The 19,474-nt window shown below is 37.6% G+C and carries 9 protein-coding genes and 1 pseudogene; 6 read left to right on the top strand and 4 right to left on the bottom strand.

Features of this window, described 5'->3' with window-relative positions; genetic code table 11:
• The first annotated feature begins 164 nt into the window (after positions 1-164).
• Positions 165-1,223 carry a GTP-binding protein gene (locus tag Q0794_RS11620; RefSeq protein WP_298942058.1) on the top strand — a complete coding sequence of 353 codons (1,059 nt, stop codon included), beginning with the start codon at positions 165-167 and terminating at the stop codon, positions 1,221-1,223.
• A gap of 279 nt (positions 1,224-1,502) precedes the next feature.
• Here the strand turns inward: Q0794_RS11620 and arfA are convergent, their stop codons facing one another.
• Positions 1,503-1,724, bottom strand: a complete 222-nt coding sequence (gene arfA, locus Q0794_RS11615; protein ID WP_298942056.1) for an alternative ribosome rescue factor ArfA — start codon at positions 1,722-1,724, stop codon at positions 1,503-1,505.
• Positions 1,725-1,912: 188 nt separating this feature from the next.
• Positions 1,913-3,277 (bottom strand): sodium:proton antiporter NhaD, encoded by a 1,365-nt coding sequence (gene nhaD / locus Q0794_RS11610; RefSeq protein ID WP_298942054.1) that lies wholly within the window; start codon positions 3,275-3,277, stop codon positions 1,913-1,915.
• A 718-nt stretch (positions 3,278-3,995) separates the two neighbouring features.
• Here nhaD and Q0794_RS11605 point away from each other — a divergent pair.
• The 3 genes and pseudogenes from Q0794_RS11605 to mdoH all read left to right on the top strand — a co-directional run bounded on the left by Q0794_RS11605 (position 3,996) and on the right by mdoH (position 10,460).
• Complete coding sequence (locus Q0794_RS11605) at positions 3,996-5,639, top strand: cation:proton antiporter (RefSeq protein WP_298942052.1); 1,644 nt, start codon at positions 3,996-3,998, stop codon at positions 5,637-5,639.
• Positions 5,640-6,804: 1,165 nt separating this feature from the next.
• A pseudogene (locus tag Q0794_RS11600) lies at positions 6,805-8,244 on the top strand (glucan biosynthesis protein G); the annotation flags it as partial.
• Positions 8,232-10,460, top strand: coding sequence for a glucans biosynthesis glucosyltransferase MdoH (gene mdoH / locus Q0794_RS11595; protein ID WP_298942049.1), 2,229 nt, complete (start codon positions 8,232-8,234; stop codon positions 10,458-10,460). The pseudogene Q0794_RS11600 and the gene mdoH, both read left to right, overlap by 13 nt.
• A gap of 200 nt (positions 10,461-10,660) precedes the next feature.
• On the opposite strand, the gene acnA is transcribed toward mdoH, so the two are convergent.
• A complete protein-coding gene (acnA, locus tag Q0794_RS11590; RefSeq protein ID WP_298942047.1) occupies positions 10,661-13,399 on the bottom strand; it encodes an aconitate hydratase AcnA in 2,739 nt (912 codons plus the stop codon).
• A 723-nt stretch (positions 13,400-14,122) separates the two neighbouring features.
• Here acnA and Q0794_RS11585 point away from each other — a divergent pair.
• Both Q0794_RS11585 and Q0794_RS11580 read left to right on the top strand, forming a co-directional pair.
• A complete protein-coding gene (locus tag Q0794_RS11585; RefSeq protein WP_298942046.1) occupies positions 14,123-15,709 on the top strand; it encodes a polysaccharide lyase family 7 protein in 1,587 nt (528 codons plus the stop codon).
• A 247-nt stretch (positions 15,710-15,956) separates the two neighbouring features.
• Positions 15,957-17,486, top strand: a complete 1,530-nt coding sequence (locus Q0794_RS11580) for an MATE family efflux transporter (RefSeq protein ID WP_298942044.1) — start codon at positions 15,957-15,959, stop codon at positions 17,484-17,486.
• A gap of 139 nt (positions 17,487-17,625) precedes the next feature.
• On the opposite strand, the gene Q0794_RS11575 is transcribed toward Q0794_RS11580, so the two are convergent.
• Positions 17,626-19,362, bottom strand: coding sequence for a bifunctional protein-serine/threonine kinase/phosphatase (locus Q0794_RS11575; protein ID WP_298942042.1), 1,737 nt, complete (start codon positions 19,360-19,362; stop codon positions 17,626-17,628).
• Positions 19,363-19,474 lie beyond the last annotated feature (112 nt).

The following is a 19,474-nucleotide window of genomic DNA, read 5'->3' as shown; positions in this document are numbered from 1 at the left end:
AAAGGCTTATAATCATTGGAAATATTGCATGACAGCAGTAACTAGTATCGTTATGAATTTTTATTTGAATATTATATCGATAGTACCAATCGAGCATTCAGATCTATTGACGTCTGTTGTTTCAGCAAACCAAATGCTTGTAAAAAGTGATAGGAAAATCATTAATGAGTTTTGATAATCAATCTGTTTTAGGTGTACCAACTAATATTATTACCGGTTTTCTTGGCGTAGGAAAAACCACTGCGATTTTGAGTCTCCTCGCGAATAAACCAAAAGGTGAACGTTGGGCTGTTTTAATCAATGAGTTTGGTGAAATAGGTGTTGATGGTAGCCTGGTCCAAGGGCAACAGCATGATAAAGCGCAAGTGTTTATTCGTGAAGTCGCTGGTGGTTGCATGTGTTGTGCTGCTGGTGTACCAATGAAAATTGCGCTTAATCAATTGCTATTAAAAGCGAAGCCAGACCGTTTATTAATTGAACCAACAGGGCTTGGTCATCCAAAAGAGGTCATGGCCGTCCTATCTTCGGAACATTATCGCGAAGTGTTATCGCTGCAAAAAAATATTACTTTAGTCGATGCACGAAATTTATCTGACGTTCGTTATACCAATCATGACACCTTCAACCAACAAATTGCTATTGCAGATACTGTCGTTGGTAACAAAGCGGATCTTTATCAAAATGATGATCTAGAAAAACTAGCATCTTATGTCGCTGAAGTAAGTCGCCCAAATACTAAAGTGATTTTGGCAGAACATGGAAAATTTTCACTCTCTGAACTTGATGGACATGACACTATTCATGGGCATTCAATAGCCGATGAGCACTTGCTGGATCATGAGCATAGTCATGAACATCACCATACACATAACCATGTTCATAATGATAACAAACCGCTTGCTTCCGAAGCAATTATACCAGCAAGCGGTATGCTAAAAGCAGTAAATGAAGGTGAAGGTTTCTATAGCATTGGATGGCGTTTTTCTTCGGATAAAATATTTGATCATCAGAAACTCATTTCATTTTTTACTAAGCTGTCTGAACTGAAAGTAGAACGTATGAAAGCAGCCATGATAACTGATAAAGGCCTTTTTGGTTACAACCTCACATTAGATGGATTAACTGAAACTAGTTTAAACGCGAGTTCGGAAAGTCGAATTGAATTAATTGCAGATACCGGTGATGAGTCGTTTGAAATACAGTTATTAAAATGTATTAAATAATGGCTAAACATATTAATCAGATCGTTTTTTCTTAAACCATTGCGTGCTAAACATCATTGGCAAGATTGTATTACTAAAATAGCATTACTAAAGTGGTATTTCTAAAGCTCAATGCAGTGTTGCTCCTAACATTAATTTTACCTTTAGACGGATAAACCACTTTAACTACTTTAAAACACTGTCGTAATTTAATATAGCCTTCATCAAGCTTGTACTATTGCCTTATGTGTTGGTGGTTTATCTTCTGTTTAATATAAAAGTGTTATCAGATAATGGCTCTTAAGCCGCTATTTGATAACACTCTTTGCTCGAGTGTTTTACTTTACGTTTAAATGAACCTTTCCCTTTTTTTGCTTTAACGACTCTCATGCAAAAGACCTTACTTGTCACTAATGCCGCCATTGCTGAATGATTGATAATGCCACGGCCTATATCAGCCTGTTTTTGTGTTGAGTTTAAGGTGAGAGATTGTGTTTTAATCTTTTTGTTGTGCTTTGCCATTTATTGTCTTCTCCTTTGAAGAACAGTGAAAGAATACGTTTTACGCTGAGTGATATGAATTGCAATAGCAAATTAAAAAATATTAACGATTTGCTGCAACTATTAACTTCGAGTATGTCTGTTTTGTTTCTTTTTTATCTAGTCATTAAAGCGACCGGTATCGCTATTCTGATAACGGCCGCGGCTAATTAATGTCCCGTAACGGCTTGAACGGCTGGTTTAATATAAAGTCCAAGGACTTCGAACTGAATATACCAAACGGCTACAGAAGCAAAGTAACCAACGACGATTGTCCAAGAATATTTCATGTGCGCCCCAAAAGTATAAATACCTTTTAGCTTGCCCATTACCCCAACTCCAGCAGCTGAGCCGAAAGAGATCATGCTGCCACCGACACCTGCCGTTAATGTCACTAGCATCCATTGTGCTAATGGAATATCAGGTGATGATTTTAAGACGGCTGACATCACTGGTACGTTATCAACAATTGCAGATAAGAAGCCGACACCCATGTTGACGTACATTGGATCAAATAAAGTATACAGTTTAGCGGCGTGGTTTAAAAATCCTGCAAAATGTAGTGCGCCAACGGCTGCTAAGATACCAAAGAAGAATAATAGGGTGTCATTTTCAACTTTAGAAACCGACTTATAAATATTAATATCATTATTGTGATATTTTTTAAGTGTGTATGCATACAGCTGTAATAGTGACAGACCAAATAGCATGCCCCACATTGGCGGTAAATGCATAAGCTGTTTACCTAATACTGCTGATGCAATCGTGAAAATGCCAAGACCAATGATCACTTTACCACCTTTGTGGATTTTAACGGGTTCAGTGCCTTCTATTTTTTCAGGTGAGCCGTCTGGTACAAATCGGGATAATAGGAAAGCCGTAATTCCCCAACCAATAACAGCCGACGGAAAGAGAAATAAGAAGTCAATGAATGAGCCTTTACCTGCTGACCATGCCATCAACGTTGTGATATCACCAAATGGTGACCAAGCACCACCCGCATTAGCCGCTACTACAATATTAATAGCAGCAGGAATAAGGAATGCTTTATTGTTTTTTTCTATGGTGATTAAGACGGTTGAAAGGATAAGAGCGGTGGTTAAGTTATCTGCGACGGGTGAGATAAAGAAGGCAAGAAAGCCCGTTACCCAAAACAGTTTTTTATAATTGAACCCCGATTTGAGTAGCTTTTCTTTTAACGCATCAAATACATTTCTTTCAATCAATGCTTCAATGAAAGTCATTGCAACGAATAAGAAGAAGAATATCTCTGCAATCTCTAATATTAAATGTGCAATTTCAGTATCGAATGCTCTGAAGTCCAACCCATTTACTGCGTAATACCCACCGAGTAGCATAAACATAAATGTACCAGTGAAAAGTGCCGGTTTGGCTTTATTGATATGGTATTTTTCTTCCGCTGCAATAAAGTAATAACCAACAACGAATATGGTTAATAATAGCCAACCAAATGGTCTAATGGCTAAGTCAACAGCATGAACAATACCTTGTGCACCTTCTATTTTTGTGGTCATTTTATCCCCTTTAAAATTATATAAGCATTCATCGATTTTTCATTGTGCTTTTAAACGTCATTTAACGTGTTGCTATGATGTTTTTAGAAAAATCGAGATTGTCTTAATTATCTGAATATTAAAAAGTTTAATCGATTTTTTGTTTAAAACCTTATCTTCGGTCAATATATTGTCTATTTGTATGATTATTTAAATAATCTGCTTATTTACATCAATTTACAACTTGTACAGTAAAATCCAGTTGCAATAAAAAATGCTAATGCATTATTTAAGCAGTGAAAGTACTGAAATAATTTTTTAGTTATTATGTTTTTTTGCTTATATTTTTATTTTTTAATGCTTAGTTACAGAGGATATTTTATTACTGCTGTTGGCGTGTTCTAAGTCATTGTTAATATGTCTTATTATTTAATAATTAACCTCAGTTCCTGATAAGAAAAGCGATATAACACCGCTATGTAAGCGAATTTCTGCGTTAAATTATTTCCCAATCACCCATTATTGCTTCAATCATTTTCCTTAAACTACGCACAACTAACAGATTATTATAATAAATGTTTTTAACTAACTGATTTTAAATTTATTTTTAGTTCTAGTGGGCAGGAGGAAGGTAAATGTTTTGATTTTTTATTTCTAATAAAAGAGTAAGAAAAGAGTTTATGAAATGTGATCTACGTTATATATTATTGACAACTAACACTCTTACCTAAGGCCGTTCATGGACTCGATACTTATTATCCTTGCTATCTCATTAGCCATCGCAAGTATTATTAATATTGTGCTTACTAAATTCGCTATTTCACATATTGTGGGTTACATCATCACGGGTACAATCATCAGTAATATTTTTGACTTTAATGGCCATGCAGATTTCTCATCACTCGATTTAATAGGGGAGTTTGGTATTGTTTTCTTGATGTTTACTATCGGTTTGGAAATGTCCTTTTCTAAACTGAAAAAACTGCGCAAAATAATCTTTGTCAATGGTTTTGTGCAAGTGGTTGCCAGTTCTGTGATTATCTTTTTAATTGCCTTTTACTTGATTAAGTTAGATACCACTTCTGCGATCATTATTGCTTTGGCTTTTAGTTTATCGTCTACCGCCATTGTGGTGACATATCTGAAAAAATCTAAAGATATCGTGACACCCTATGGTGAAAAGTCGGTCGCCATTTTAATCTTTCAAGACTTAGCCGTTATTCCTATCTTATTGTTGATTGGATTTTTAGCAAAAGAAGGGTTGTCGGTTGGTGATGTTTTATTAAAGACAGCACTCTATGCCTGTTTAGTGATTGCATTTATGTTTACCTTAGGCAAAAAGATCATTGAATGGCTATTACATTTCTCAAGCCGAGCCCGTATGGAAGAGATGTTTCTGGGTTCTGTTTTAACCATTGTTTTAGGCGCGTCATTATTGGCTCATGAAATGGGGTTCACTTATTCTTTAGGTGCTTTTATTGCTGGTATGATCATTGCTGAAAGCCATTTTCATGTAAAAGTTGAGTCTGATATTGCTTCTTATAAAGACCTATTACTCGGTGCTTTTTTCTTTTCTATTGGTACTAAAATTGACGTGCTGTATTTCTTAATGCATTTGCATTTAGTTGCTGGTGTTTTAGTGTCTGCGATGTTGATTAAAGCCATTGTAATTTACTTTTTGATAAGACAAGAATCAAACAAAAGTGACTCTATAAAGTCTGCATTAGCGCTTTGTCAGGTTGGGGAGTTCTCCTTTGCTATTTTTGCTTTAGCGACCAGTCAAAGCCTACTATCAGAGGAGCTAGGCGGCTTCCTTATTTTGGTGACTGTGTTGTCGATGATTATCACGCCATTTATGGTCAATAATATTTATAAATTAGCTTCTTTGTTTGTTAAAGAGTTTTTTGAGGCTGACAAAATTACACCAGTTAAGGTCGATCATCATACGGTTATTTGTGGTTTTGATACCTTAGGACGAATTGTTGCTAAAGAGTTACATGGTAAAAACAAAAACTTCTTAATTATTTCGGATAACTTACAGCATGTATTGATTGCCAGAAAAAGAGGTTATCACGCTTACTTTGGTCATCTAGACAAACAACCGGTATTGGAGTCTCTCAAGATAGAGTTATCATCTAGTATTATTCTAACGGTAAATTCGATTAGAAATATCAAGATTATTTGTGAATCTGTTTTGCAATATCACCCTCAAGCAAACTTGGTGGTTAAGATTAATACTTTGGATGAGAAAGAGCAGTTATCGGATCTTGCTATCCACTCGTTTGTGCATGCACAGCATGAAACCGCGATGCTACTAGTGCAACATAGTCAAGTGACTAAGGCGCTAGCTGAATCAACCGATGATGTTATTACTGTTAAGTAAAGTGCAAGTTTTCAGGATACGATGCTTTGATCTGTTTGAGTCTGGCGAATTAGGCCGCAGTCTATTGTTATAAGCTGAAGGGTCGACGTATCTTATTTTTAGTTTGCAGATATTTTGTACTGGTTGTTATGTTTAGGTTTAATGTTATAGATCTAAAAGAATAACCCTAACACCAGACCCCCTGTAGGCTGAAGCCAGTGCCCCAAAGTCAATAGAGTAAAGAATCTCTGTAGGCGTAGCTTAGTGTTATAAACGGAAGCGCCTACGTATCCTGTTTAGCTTGCAAATGTTTTTATATTGTCTGTTATGTTTAGGTTTAATGTTATAGATCTAAAAGAATAACCCTAACACCAGAATCCCTGCAGGCTGAAGCCAGCGCCTCAAAATCAATAGAGTAAACCTAACATCTGAACCCCACGCCCCAAAGTCAACAGAATAACCCTAACAGCAGAACCCCACGCGCCAAAGTCAACAGAATAAGCCTAAACCCAGATCCTTGCAGGCTGAAGCCAGCGCCCCAAAATCAATAGAGTAAACCTAACATCTGAACCCCACTCAACAGAATAAGCCTAACCCCAGACCACTTGCAGGCTGAACCCCACGCCCCAAAATCAATAGAATAGACCTAACTCTAGAACCCCACGCCCCAAAATCAATAGAATAGACCTAACTCTAGAACCCAGGCGCCAAAGTCAAAGAATAAATCTAACATCAGAATCTTTGAATGGTTAAGCCAGCGTTACGGAGTAAAAGGTATTTACTCATACATCAATTTAAACGTCTTTTGGCCATTTATTCTTGCTTGTTTTTATAATGTCATTTGTTGATGATTATTTTAGAACTTATAGAGTGTTTAGTAGTCGATAGTTATGAAGGTCACTGTTTTATCTACTTAATTATTGCTAATTGAATGGTTACTTACCAATTAATAGGTGGTTTTTATATCAAACTAAAATAGTTTAACGTTTGTTACTTTATTTTTCATTCATAACTTAAGAGTTTAAATATGCCATTACTATATAAGTCTTTACGTTCTACTTTTTGGAGGAACCTGAGTGTAATGAGTCTTTTATTACCCAGTTTATCCATTTCAATGATTCCTTTAGCATCACAAGCAGATTCATTACAAGAGGTAGAGGCATCGAAAGCACTTTATGCAGTAAATGGAAAATTTGACCGTAATACCGTTACTGATTTAGCGCGTAAACTGGCTAAATTACCTTATAAAGAGCCTGATCTTACGTTACCGACTGCTTTACAAGATTTGAATTATGACGAATATAGAGATATTCGTTTTAACCCAACGTCCTCTATCTGGGCTGAGGACGATCTTCCATTCCAAGTACAATTTTTTAATCGTGGTTTCTACTTTAAAGAAACAGTCGAAATAGCGATTGTGGATGATGGCACCTCTACCCATGTACGTTACGATCCGAGTATGTTTACAACGGGTGAAGTCATGAATAAACCTTTGCCTACCGGTGATATTGGCTTTGCAGGATTTCGTTTGCATCATCCTTTGAATAAGTCAGATTACTTTGATGAATTAGCTGTTTTCCAAGGGGGGAGTTATTTTCGTTCTTTGGGCAAGGGCCAATCATATGGAGTTTCTTCTCGTGGTCTAGCATTAAAAACAGCCGATCCAGAAGGCGAAGAGTTCCCCGCATTTCGTGCATTTTGGATTGAGAAACCATCGAATGAAAGTACGTCAACCGTTGTTTATGCATTATTAGATAGCCCCAGTACAACGGGTGCTTATCGTTTTACAATACGCCCGGGTGAAAATACGGTGATGGATATTGAAGCGACGCTTTTTCCGAGAGTTGATTTAGATAAAGTCGGGTTAGCTACAGAAACAAGTATGTTTATGTTCTCTTCTTATGGCAGAGAAAATGTCGATGATTTCCGTCCACGTGTTCATGATTCTGATGGGTTATTGATACACAATGGACGCGGCGAACGATTATGGCGACCATTACGTAACCCTAATAATCTGCAAATTAGTGCTTTTTCAGATAACGCACCGTTAGGATTTGGCTTGATTCAGCGTAATCGTGACTTTAATAATTTCCAAGATTTAGAAGCACATTATGAACGTCGTCCAAGTTTATGGGTTGAGCCGATAGGGAATTGGGATAAGGGAGCCGTTGTATTAGTAGAGATTCCTACTCAATCTGAAATTAACGATAATATTGTTGCTTATTGGGCTCCTAGTAAAGTTATTCCTGCTGGGTCGGAGTATCAATTTTCCTATCGTTTATTTTGGGGGAAAAAGCCGAGTGTAGAACAAGGTGAAGCAATAGTTGATTCAACAAAAAGTGGTCGAGCTAGTATTAATGGCCCAACACCAACACGTTTATTTGTGATTGATTATAAATTTCCTAACCCATTAATTGATATTGAAAAACAAGTTCCTAAAGCAATGATCGAAAACTCTGCAGGTGAAATTCACAACATAGTAGTCGCTGACAACCCACATAACGATGGATATCGTGTGACCTTTGAATTAGATCCGTTGGATGTCGATTTAGTTGAGCTGCGTTTAGACTTAGCATTTTCTGATGGTCGTAAAGCTGAAACGTGGATGTACCAATGGACAAACTGAAAACGTGCAAATCCAAAGAGGGAAAATTAAATAATTTAAAAGGCCATAGTGTTCACATTGATGGTGAACATCAAACTGACTTTCACTCTGGTTCCGCTCAGTCTGATATTGAGCTGGGCATGCCTGTTGAACATAGTGGTGAGATGCCAGCTCAATCTTTATCAACGGTTAATGCTGAGGTTCAACACGTTTCCATAAACCCTAACGGTTGTCGCTCTCATGCATGGCGACGTTGGTTAGTATTAGGCACTGCTTTATTGTTATCCATTTGGGGAATTAATGAAATGCGTTCAGTACTGACGATTGAGTCGGCTACTTTCGTTCAGTACTTATTTCTTTTGTTATTCGGGTTAACATTTAGTTGGATCACCGTCGCTTTCAGTAGTTCCATCATGGGGTTCTTTTTAGTGCTTCGTCAAAGGCGCTCTCCACCTGAGCCTTTAACAACAAAGCTTATGAGCCGCACCGCAGTGCTAATGCCGACCTATAACGAAACGCCTGAACAAATCTTTGCTTCCATTGAAGTGATGGCAATGGCTATTAGTGAAATGGGTGAAGGCAGTGCCTTTGATTGGTTTATTATCAGTGATACAACTGATGCTGACATTATTATTGCTGAAGAAGCTGCGTTTCATTTATTACGTAAACGAATTGGTAAAAAAATTAATGTTTATTACCGCCGTCGTCATAAAAACACGGCCAGAAAAGCGGGGAATGTAGCTGACTTTTGTCGTCGATGGGGCAGTCACTATGATCACTTATTAGTATTAGATGCAGATAGCCTAATGGAAGCTGACACCATTATACAATTGGCGCGTCGAATGGAAGCGGATCCTGATACTGGTTTAATACAAACCATTCCTCAGTTAATTAATGGCACAACATTAATGGCTAGGTTACAACAGTTTGCCACGGGTGTGTACGGACCTGTCGTAGGAACTGGATTGGCTTGGTGGACGGATAAAGAAGGTAATTTTTGGGGACATAATGCCATTATAAGAACAGAAGCATTTATGTCTTCGGCTGGCTTACCAGATCTTAAAGGACCTCCACCTTTTGGTGGACATATACTGAGCCATGACTTTGTGGAAGCATCTTTAATTCGACGAGCTGGATGGAGTGTGATTATTGCGTCTGATTTGGGTGGTTCTTATGAGGAGTGTCCGCCTACCATGACAGACCTTGCAATCCGAGATCGACGTTGGTGCCAAGGTAACTTACAACATAGTCGCATTGTCACTGCTAAAGGTTTGCACTGGGTGAGTCGTATTCATCTTATCACTGGGATTATGTCATATTTATCTTCACCATTATGGTTGTTATTGATTCTTGTAGGTTTAGGGCTTTCTTTGCAAGCAGAGTTTATTCGTCCTGAATATTTTGCTAATGAGTTTTCATTTTTTCCATCATGGCCAACCATGGATGCCGCGCGTGCGCTGAGTCTGTTTATATTCACGATGGTGATTCTATTCACACCCAAAACACTGGGGTTTATCTCCTATATTTTAGATGGAAAACTAAGAAAGCGTGCCGGTGGCTTTATTGTATTAACCCTTAGTTTTATTCTTGAAGTTATTATGTCTGCTTTAATAGCCCCTATTATGATGCTGATTCATAGTGGTGCTGTTATCTCTATTTTAATGGGACAAGATTCTGGTTGGAATCCGCAAAGCCGAGGAGATGGTAGCTTACCTGTTAAATATTTAGTATATAGACATCGTTGGCACATGGCGTTCGGGGTATTTTTAACCGTAGCCGCTTATTTTAATTCTTTAGCGCTATTGGCTTGGTTATCACCTGCTCTTGCTGGAATGTTACTCGCTGTGCCTTTGTCGATGTTGACGGGATCATGGAGTGTGGGAGCAACATTAAAAAGATGTCGTTTATTACGTACTCCAGATGAGACACAAAGACCTGCTATTAGAGAAGCAATGGATGAAACATACTTCATTTATGAAGAAACATTGATTACTTGTCCTGATTTAATTGAATTAGCCAGTGAGCCAGAATGGAATGCTATTCATCTTGCTTACAACGATCGTGTGATTCCTCGTCCACGTGGGCAAGTAAACCCTGTTGAAGCGACTGCTACAATGAAAATAATTGAAGCGGTCACCATAAGTGAAGCGGTGGGTTATTTGAATAAACAAGAAAAAACACAAGTGTTAACGTCACCTGAACTATTCAAAGCCCTTTCTAATTTAGTAAGAGAATAGGAAAATAGATCGCGGAAGGGTAGTAGGATATTTTTTTATCGTTTTTTATAGTGGTGTTATCATAAAGGCAGGCCAGATTTACTTGACCACTACAGGCCTGCCTTTATTTATTGAAAATATTAGCTATTAACTATTATCAAGTGTTAAAAAATAACAGTTAAAAACAAAAATAAAAAAGTGCTGATTAAAGAACGTTAATATTAATGCTCTGTTGCAAGGTTGCGCAACACATAATGCAATATCCCACCATTTTGGTAATAACTAAACTCATTCGGTGTATCAATTCGAATCTTAACTTCAAAAGACTGTTTTTTATTATCTTTATCAACGACTGATACCAGCACCGTTTTTTGGCCTTTAGTGACCGCAGGAATAGTGAATTCCTCTTCGCCAGTCAGATTCAATGAATCGACGTTATCGTCAGGCATAAACTGCAGTGGCAATATTCCCATTCCGACTAAATTAGAACGATGAATTCTCTCGTAACTCTGTGCAATGACTGCTTTAACACCTAATAGCGCAGGTCCTTTAGCTGCCCAGTCACGAGAACTGCCTGTTCCGTATTCTTTACCTGCTAATACAATTGAAGCAATGTTTTGTTGTTTATATTGCATAGCAGCATCGAATACACTCATTTCTTCACCAGATGGCATCATTCGTGTCCAACAACCTTCAGTACATGGAGCGAGTAAGTTACGTAAACGAACGTTTGCAAAAGTCCCTCGCATCATCACTTCATGATTGCCTCGTCTAGACCCATAAGAGTTAAAATCTTTAGCAGCAACACCCTCATTCTGTAAGTACTCAGCAGCTGGGCTATCCAGTGCAATGGAACCTGCAGGTGATATATGATCAGTAGTGACACTATCACCTAGTTTTAATAAACAACGTGCATTGTTGATATCCTTAATTTCTGGAATCTGCGCACTAATATCATCAAAAAAGGGCGGTAGTTTGACATAAGTAGAATCAGGCCAATCATATTTTTGGCTTTGAATGACGTCTAATGCTTGCCAATCTTTATTGCCGCTATAAACATCTGAGTAGCGTTTGGTAAACATAGCGCTGTCGATGGATTTTTCAATAAATTGTTTAATTTCTTGGTTATCAGGCCAGATATCTTTTAAGTAAACGGGGTTACCTGAAGCATCATTCCCTAATGATTCTGTGGCAATGTCTATTTTCATATTGCCTGCCAACGCATAGGCAACAACAAGAGGTGGTGACGCTAAGTAGTTTGCTTGTACTTCTGGATGAATACGTCCCTCAAAGTTACGGTTACCTGATAATACCGATGTTACCGACAAGTCACCTTGATGGATTGCTTGGCTAATTTCTTTTGGTAAAGGACCAGAGTTACCAATACAGGTAGTACAACCATATCCGACTAATTGAAAACCCAGTGCATCTAAATCTTCGTTTAAACCGGACTTAAGTAAATAATCAGTCACAACTTGTGAGCCGGGTGCAAAACTGGTTTTAACCCAAGGTTTAACATCTAAACCACACTGCTTTGCATTTCTCGCTAATAACCCTGCGGCGATCAATACCGATGGGTTCGAGGTGTTAGTACAACTCGTAATGGCGGCAATAACGACTGAGCCATGTTTGAGCACAAAGTCTTTGCCATCGTATTGACAAGGGACACCTGCGTCTCCCTCATCTGAGGGTAATAATGTAGAAGGTTGGCCTCCTTCACTTTCGAAACCACTTTCGGGTTGATTGGCATCTATTTGTGTGATGTTGTTTTGTAAATCTAACCAGTCTCGGTAAGCTTTGCCTGCTGTATCTAATGAAATTCTATCTTGTGGTCGTTTTGGTCCTGCAATAGAAGGCACTACATCTTCTAGCTGTAATGATAGTTGACTATGGTAAACCGCATTCTGTTGCGACTCGGTTCCCCACATATCCATTGCTTTTAGATAGGCTTTAATACGATCGATATGTTTGTCATCACGACCGGTTAATTGTAAGTAGTCAGTGGTTTGATGATCAATAGGGAAAATACCACAAGTTGCGCCATATTCAGGGGCCATATTTGCAATGGTGGCTCTATCCGCTAAGGTGAGTTCATTGACGCCTTCACCAAAAAACTCTACAAATTTCCCTACCACACCTGCCGAGCGTAATTGTTCTGTTACGGTCAATACTAAGTCAGTCGCAGTGGTACCTGCGAGTAACTTACCTGTTAATTCGAAACCTACAATTTCTGGCAATAACATAGTGACTGGTTGACCTAACATCGCAGCTTCTGCTTCTATGCCGCCAACTCCCCAACCTAATACACCTAATCCATTGATCATGGTGGTATGTGAATCAGTTCCTACTAAGGTATCTGGGTATAGTAAGTTATCTTGATCTGGTTTGTTAAAGACAACTCTTGCTAAATACTCCAAGTTTACTTGATGCACGATACCGCGACCTGGTGGTACCACTTTAAAGTTATCAAAGCTTTGTTGTCCCCAACGCAGAAATTGATAACGTTCATTATTGCGTTGAAATTCAATCGCGGTATTTTGTTGCATGGCATCAGCTTGTCCAAAAACATCTACCATGACTGAATGGTCAATAACTAGTTCTACTGGGTTTAAAGGATTTATTTTATCGGCTTGTCCACCCATCTTCACGATAGCGTCACGCATTGCGGCTAAATCAACCACGGCAGGAACGCCTGTGAAATCCTGTAATATAACGCGAGAGGGGACAAAGGCAATTTCGGTATCTTGCCAATTATCTACATCCCATTTTGCGAGGGTATCAATATCTTGCTGTTGGACGAAATCACTATCGGCATGACGTAATAAATTTTCTAATAGGATTTTTGCGGCGAAGGGTAAACGAGAAAGGTCATATTTATCTGCTAATCCCTCAAAACTGTAGTAGTGGCAAGTTTCGCCATTAATTTCAAGTTTTTGTAAGCATTGTGTCGACTTGTTCATTAGAAGTTCTCCATTAATAAATTGATGAATAACGCTAAGTTCAGTCAGTCTACATTAACATATTAGGCTAGAAATTTAAGGGGAAGTGATAAAACTATCGATATAATTTAATGGGCATAAAGTAAAAATGTAACGAGAGAATCGAAATACACTTTGCACACTCATACTGAAGTCATGTCCATTAATCATATAAAAATTAAAGTAAATAAGGGGAGAGGAATATATTGAAACGTTATTAACATGGTTGATTGTTGCATTTTAATAATACAAATGAAGCACTTTGAATTTTTCATTCAATTCTAAACTCTTTACTTAGTTCTTTCATTAGAATAAATATCGATGGCAAAATAGATACGTTTCAGATCGTTATTTATTTAAAAAATAAACTGCATTTTTAGCAAAAAATAGAATGAGCCCTAATTACTATTTTAATCATAAAATGAGTAACTAACTTGTGCTTTATTGCTCTAGGTGCCTAATATGTAGGCGTTAGGTTTTTTAATTAAACTTTCAGTAGATCTAACTTCTTAGGAATTTTATGCTCAAACTGAGATCTAGTTTAGACTTTCTGACAATGTTCAATACTTACTAGAAAAACTTAATGTAGGCTTATAAGCAAGAAATAAAGAGCACCATCTGCAGATTTGGTCGATATAAATAATCATTTTATACAGCTTGAAATTGCATTTGTTACATCATTAAATAATATAAATAAGGGTTCTAATGAAACACGGAAAATTAAGTTTATTTTTAAGTACTTCTATTGCTGTTGCATTATCAGGTTGTGCTACTACAACAGATGAGCCAACAGGTCCAATTAACTTAGCAGGTACTCAAGCGGCACTAACCGTTGTCGCTACAGAATCTAGTGTTCATGACGGAAATGGCCCAGATCGTTTAATCGATGGTGACATTTCAACACGTTGGTCTGCAAGTGGTGATAATGCTTACGCTACTTTAGATTACGGTCAAGTTGCTGAATTTGATGCTGTGCGAATCGCTTTCTCTAAAGGTCATCAACGTGCTAGTAATTTTGATATCTTAGTGAGTGAAGATGGCAAAACATGGACAACGGTTCTTGAAGGCATGAAATCATCAGGTAAGGTAACGTCAATTGAACGTTTCCCATTTACTGCCGTTAAAGCACGTTATATTAAATACGTAGGTCACGGTAACACTAAAAACATGTGGAACAGTGTGACTGAGTTTTATGCAGTAAACTGTGCCGTTAATACTTGTCTTCCAAATGAATTTATTACTGATGATGTTATTGCAGCAAATGCAGCAGAAAATAAAATCTTAGACAAAGCAGCAAAAGCTAAAAAAGCGAAAGAAAAAGCTAAAATGAAAGCATTGCGTTTAGGGGACTTCGGTACGCATGTTCCTTTAAAATGTGATTCAGCGGTTTCTGATTGTAGCAAAAAAACGTGGTGGGATGTGCCATTAAAATCACCAACAATCCCAGCAGTTCCATTAGCGGGTAACAAACCTGGTGAAAACTTTGATTTAACAACATGGTATTTATCACAACCGTTTGACCATGATAAAAATGGTAAACCTGATAATGTTGATGAATGGTACTTAAACCAAGGTTACGAGCAACCAGAGTTATTTTATACTGGTGATGACGGTGGTTTAGTGATTAAAACATTCATTAAAGGGACTCGTACTTCTAAAAACACTAAATACACACGTACTGAAATGCGTGAAATGTTACGCCGAGGCGATAAGTCTATCTCTACTAAAGGTGTTAACAAAAATAACTGGGTATTTGGTAGTGCGCCAGAATCTGATCTTGAAGCCGCTGGTGGTGTTGATGGTACGTTAGATGTCACAATGAAAGTAGATCATACAACGTCTACAGGTGAGTTAGGCCAAGTAGGTCGTTTCATTATCGGTCAAATCCATGACCAAGATGATGAGCCTATCCGTCTTTACTACCGTAAATTACCAAACAGAGACACTGGTTCAGTTTACTTTGCACATGAAAATACACTTGAAGGTTCAGATAACTACTTTAGTTTAGTAGGCGATTTAAGTGGTGAAGTTGATGATGGTATTGCGTTAGGTGAAGTATTCTCATACCAAATTAAAGTTGAAGGCAACACAATGACTGTTACCGTAAAACGTGATGGAAAAGATGATGCTGTTCAAGTTGTTGATATGAGCAAAAGTGGTTATGACCAAGGTGGTCGTTACATGTACTTTAAAGTGGGTGCATACAACCAAAACAACTCTGGTGACCCAGAAGATTTTGTACAAGCTACCTTCTACAAAATTAAAACATCACATGATGAATACAAAAAATAATAGTTAATTAGTTTTTTACATCGGTAAAGCCAGCATCTTGCTGGCTTTTTTCATTTCTAGCCTCGTCTCCTTGCTCGATATCTACTATACTCACCAGCTTTAAGTTTATTTTTGTAAAGTTTCTCTATTATTTAGTCACTAACAGCTCAGTCAAATACTGTTTTACTATTGAGCCTGTTGATTTTCATATTCTCTCATTTTGTATTTTGTATTTTGTATTTTGTATTTTGTATTTGGAATTTAGCTCATGGCAAAAGGAAAATTTGTTAGCGGTAATATTTTCAATCATATTATTGTTATGTCATCAACCAATGCGATTGGATTAACGGCGCTATTTATTGTTGATTTGGCCGATCTCTTCTTCATTAGTTTGCTGGGTGAAACTGAACTCGCTGCAGCGGTTGGTTATGCTGGAACAATTGCCTTCTTTACTACCTCTATCAGTATTGGCTTATCGATTTCGATGACTGCATTAGTTTCTAAAGCGATTGGACAACAAAATCGAGAAAAAGCCCGGCGTTTAGTGATTAATATTTTAGTCTCAGGTTTTATCGTCGGCGTTATTATTGCAGGGTTAACTTGGTACTTTGCACCTGAATTGGTTAGCTTAATTGGTGCTCAAGGTGAAACACATGATTTAGCCGTCAGCTACTTACGTATTCTTTTACCCTCTTTACCTGTTTTGTGTGTTGCTATGAGCGCGGGTGCTGCTTTGCGATCTGTTGGTGATGCCAAACTTGCGATGTATTCAACTTTAGCGGGTGGTGGTGTGAATGCCATATTGGACCCACTGTTTATATTTACTTTTGGTTTAGGGCTACATGGTGCTGCTATCGCTTCTGTTATTTCCCGGTTTGCCGTTGCTTGGGTGGCGTTATACGGTGTTACGCACATTCATAAGTTAATGGGGAAATTTGATTATAGACAATGGCTTGCTGACCAAAAAGAAATATTTAACGTTGCGATTCCTGCAATGAGCACCAATATCGCAACCCCTTTAGGTAATGCTTATGTCACCATGATGATTGCCTCATTCGGAGATAGTTATGTTGCTGGTTGGGCTGTTATAGGGCGCTTATTACCAGTTGCTTTTGGGATGATTTTTGCAATATCAGGTGCTGTTGGTCCTATTATAGGACAAAATTTTGGTGCGTTATTATACGACCGCGTGCGTCTTACTAATAAACGAGCACTGCAATTCACCGCCGCTTATGTAGTGGTGATAGCCGCAATTATCGGCCTATCTAAAAATTATATTATTAGTGCTTTTGGTGCGCAGGGTGATGCCGCAGAAATGATCGATTTTTATTGCACTTGGTTATGTATTGTCTTTATATTTAACGGTGTGATGTTCATTGCTAATGGGACATTTAATAATTTAGGATACCCGAGTACTTCTACCGTCATGAATATAGGTAAAGCAACGATCGGTACCATTCCATTTGTTTATTTTGGCGGTGAATGGTTTGGCGCGTTAGGTGTTGTTGCTGGTCAAGCGGTGGGTGCTATTTTATTTGGTTTAATTTCATGGGCTTGGGCACAGCGAATTCTTAACAAGTTAGGGATGAATGACAATATTAATAACGATAATAATGAAGAAGAGCTTAATATGACCTCAGCTTTACCCTTAACTCCATTTTGTTCTAGTCGAATTTATATGTGTGCTGATAGCGAAGAAAGTTTAACTGAGCAGCAATATAATACGGATAATAATGAAGCTGTTCTTAGCAGCTTGGATTCAGAGAATAAGTGCATAAATGATAATGAAAATAAATAAACAGGGTCATTAGAAGTATATCAACAAGCTAAAAATGATTGGAAATGTCTCTTTTTAACTTGTTGATGCATTGCTTTTAGCGACGCAAAGATTTTTTAGTTAACTTTTCATTTCAGCAATCATATTTATTACACTCCGCTTATGATTGCCCATTCAATACAAATAAAAGAACACAGATAATCACGCTCAGTACAGCGGATAGACCTTTCCAAAATAATAATGGGTCTCGTTCCAATAAAGGCGGGCGAATATTATTTAAAAAGGCTTTATTAGGATTCCGTAAATCATATAAAAATTCAGATAATTCATGGTAGCGATCTTGTGGGTTAGGGTTAAGTGCTTTCCAAAGTGTATCGTCTATCCATGCAGGTATTTCACGATCATCATCAAGAACAGAGTGATATTGTAAACGTTTTTGTGCTGATTTGGTTTTAGCACGAGCAACTTCAGCCCCAAAGGGAAGCTTTCCAGTTAGCATTTGATAAGTCATTACACCTAATGAGAAGATATCTGCATTACTTGCAGCAAGTTCCCCTAAAAAGTATTCTGGTGCTGTATATTGCGCTGTTCCTAAGTTATCTTGATGCATTAATGGTGAGTTTATTTCCATTAATCCAGCCACTTTAGTAGAACCAAAATCAATTATTTTTACCAAGCCTTTGTTGTCTATCATAATGTTTTCTGGTCGTAAATCTTGATGGATCATTTCTTGTCGGTGGAAAGCCAATAGACCTTTGGCAATTTGCTCAACAATGACTCTGACACTTTCTAAATCAGGTTTTGGATTATCAATCATCCATTGTGTGAGAGTTTGACCTTCAATAAATTCACTAGCAACGTAAATAAAATGACGTTCACGCATTTGTAAACAAGGCTTTAATACATGTGCATTATCGATGCGACGCGCTATCCATTCTTCCATTAAAAAGCGTTCTAAATAAGCAGGGTCAGAAGATAAATCCGTTGAAGGTGTCTTGATGACAACTTTTTGTTGGCTGTGGTTATCAATGGCTAAGTAAATATGGCTACGGCTACTATCGTGTAATGTATCAATAATTTCATAGCCATCAAATTGCATACGCGCGTGTAAAATAGGGGGGAATGGCAGAGCTGTAAGTTGAGCATAAACCTCATCGGAAGTTTTACTTGGCAAATTAACAATATCGATGATTTGAAGTGTTAAATTATCGTCACTGCCTTGCTTTAGTGCATTGTGTGCAATTACTTCACAAGCTTTTGTTAAATCTTGTTTATACTTTTCAATTGTTTCAATAATAAATGCTTCATTATTGTGTTCATATATTCCATCGGTCGCCAGTATGAAAACATCACCTATTTCTAGGTTAATGATATTATAATCAATCTCAACGTATGCACTTATTCCCATTGCTCTGGACAGGTAATGTTGATCTTTAGATACCCAATGACGGTGATCCTCCGTTAATAATTGCAGTTTATTATCACGCAGTAAATAGATGCGTGAATCGCCAACATGGAAAAGGTGGGCTGTGGTTGACTTGATAATAAGCGCGCTAAAAGTACAAACGTACCCTTTATCTTTATTAAAGCGATGATGACTCTTCTGGCTTTGTGAGTATAACCAGGCGTTATTCGCGACTAAAACTTGCTGCGCAGACTTCTTCACCGACCAGGTTTCCGAGGTACAAAAATAGTCCTCAAGAAAAGACTTAACACTTGCTTCACTGGCTATTTGGCTAACGTCACTACTACTGATGCCATCTGAAATTGCAATGGCGATACCTTTACTCGTTAAAATAGGTTCTTGTGGAATGTAAATACCATAAGCGTCTTGATTGACTGGCTTTAATCCTTTATCTGAATATTCTCCAACTGAAATCTGTAATTGTGTCGACATTTTTCATTCCTTTGAAAAGCCTTATTGAAAACTCAGTACTTTTTAACGTGAGTACTTTTAAAATCTAGCTAATGACTGATTTTTAAGTTTTAGATGTTGAGTTGTTTAATGC

This window comes from uncultured Psychromonas sp. (assembly GCF_947489755.1).
Classification (GTDB): domain Bacteria; phylum Pseudomonadota; class Gammaproteobacteria; order Enterobacterales; family Psychromonadaceae; genus Psychromonas.
This window is presented reverse-complemented; position numbering and strand designations above follow the sequence as displayed.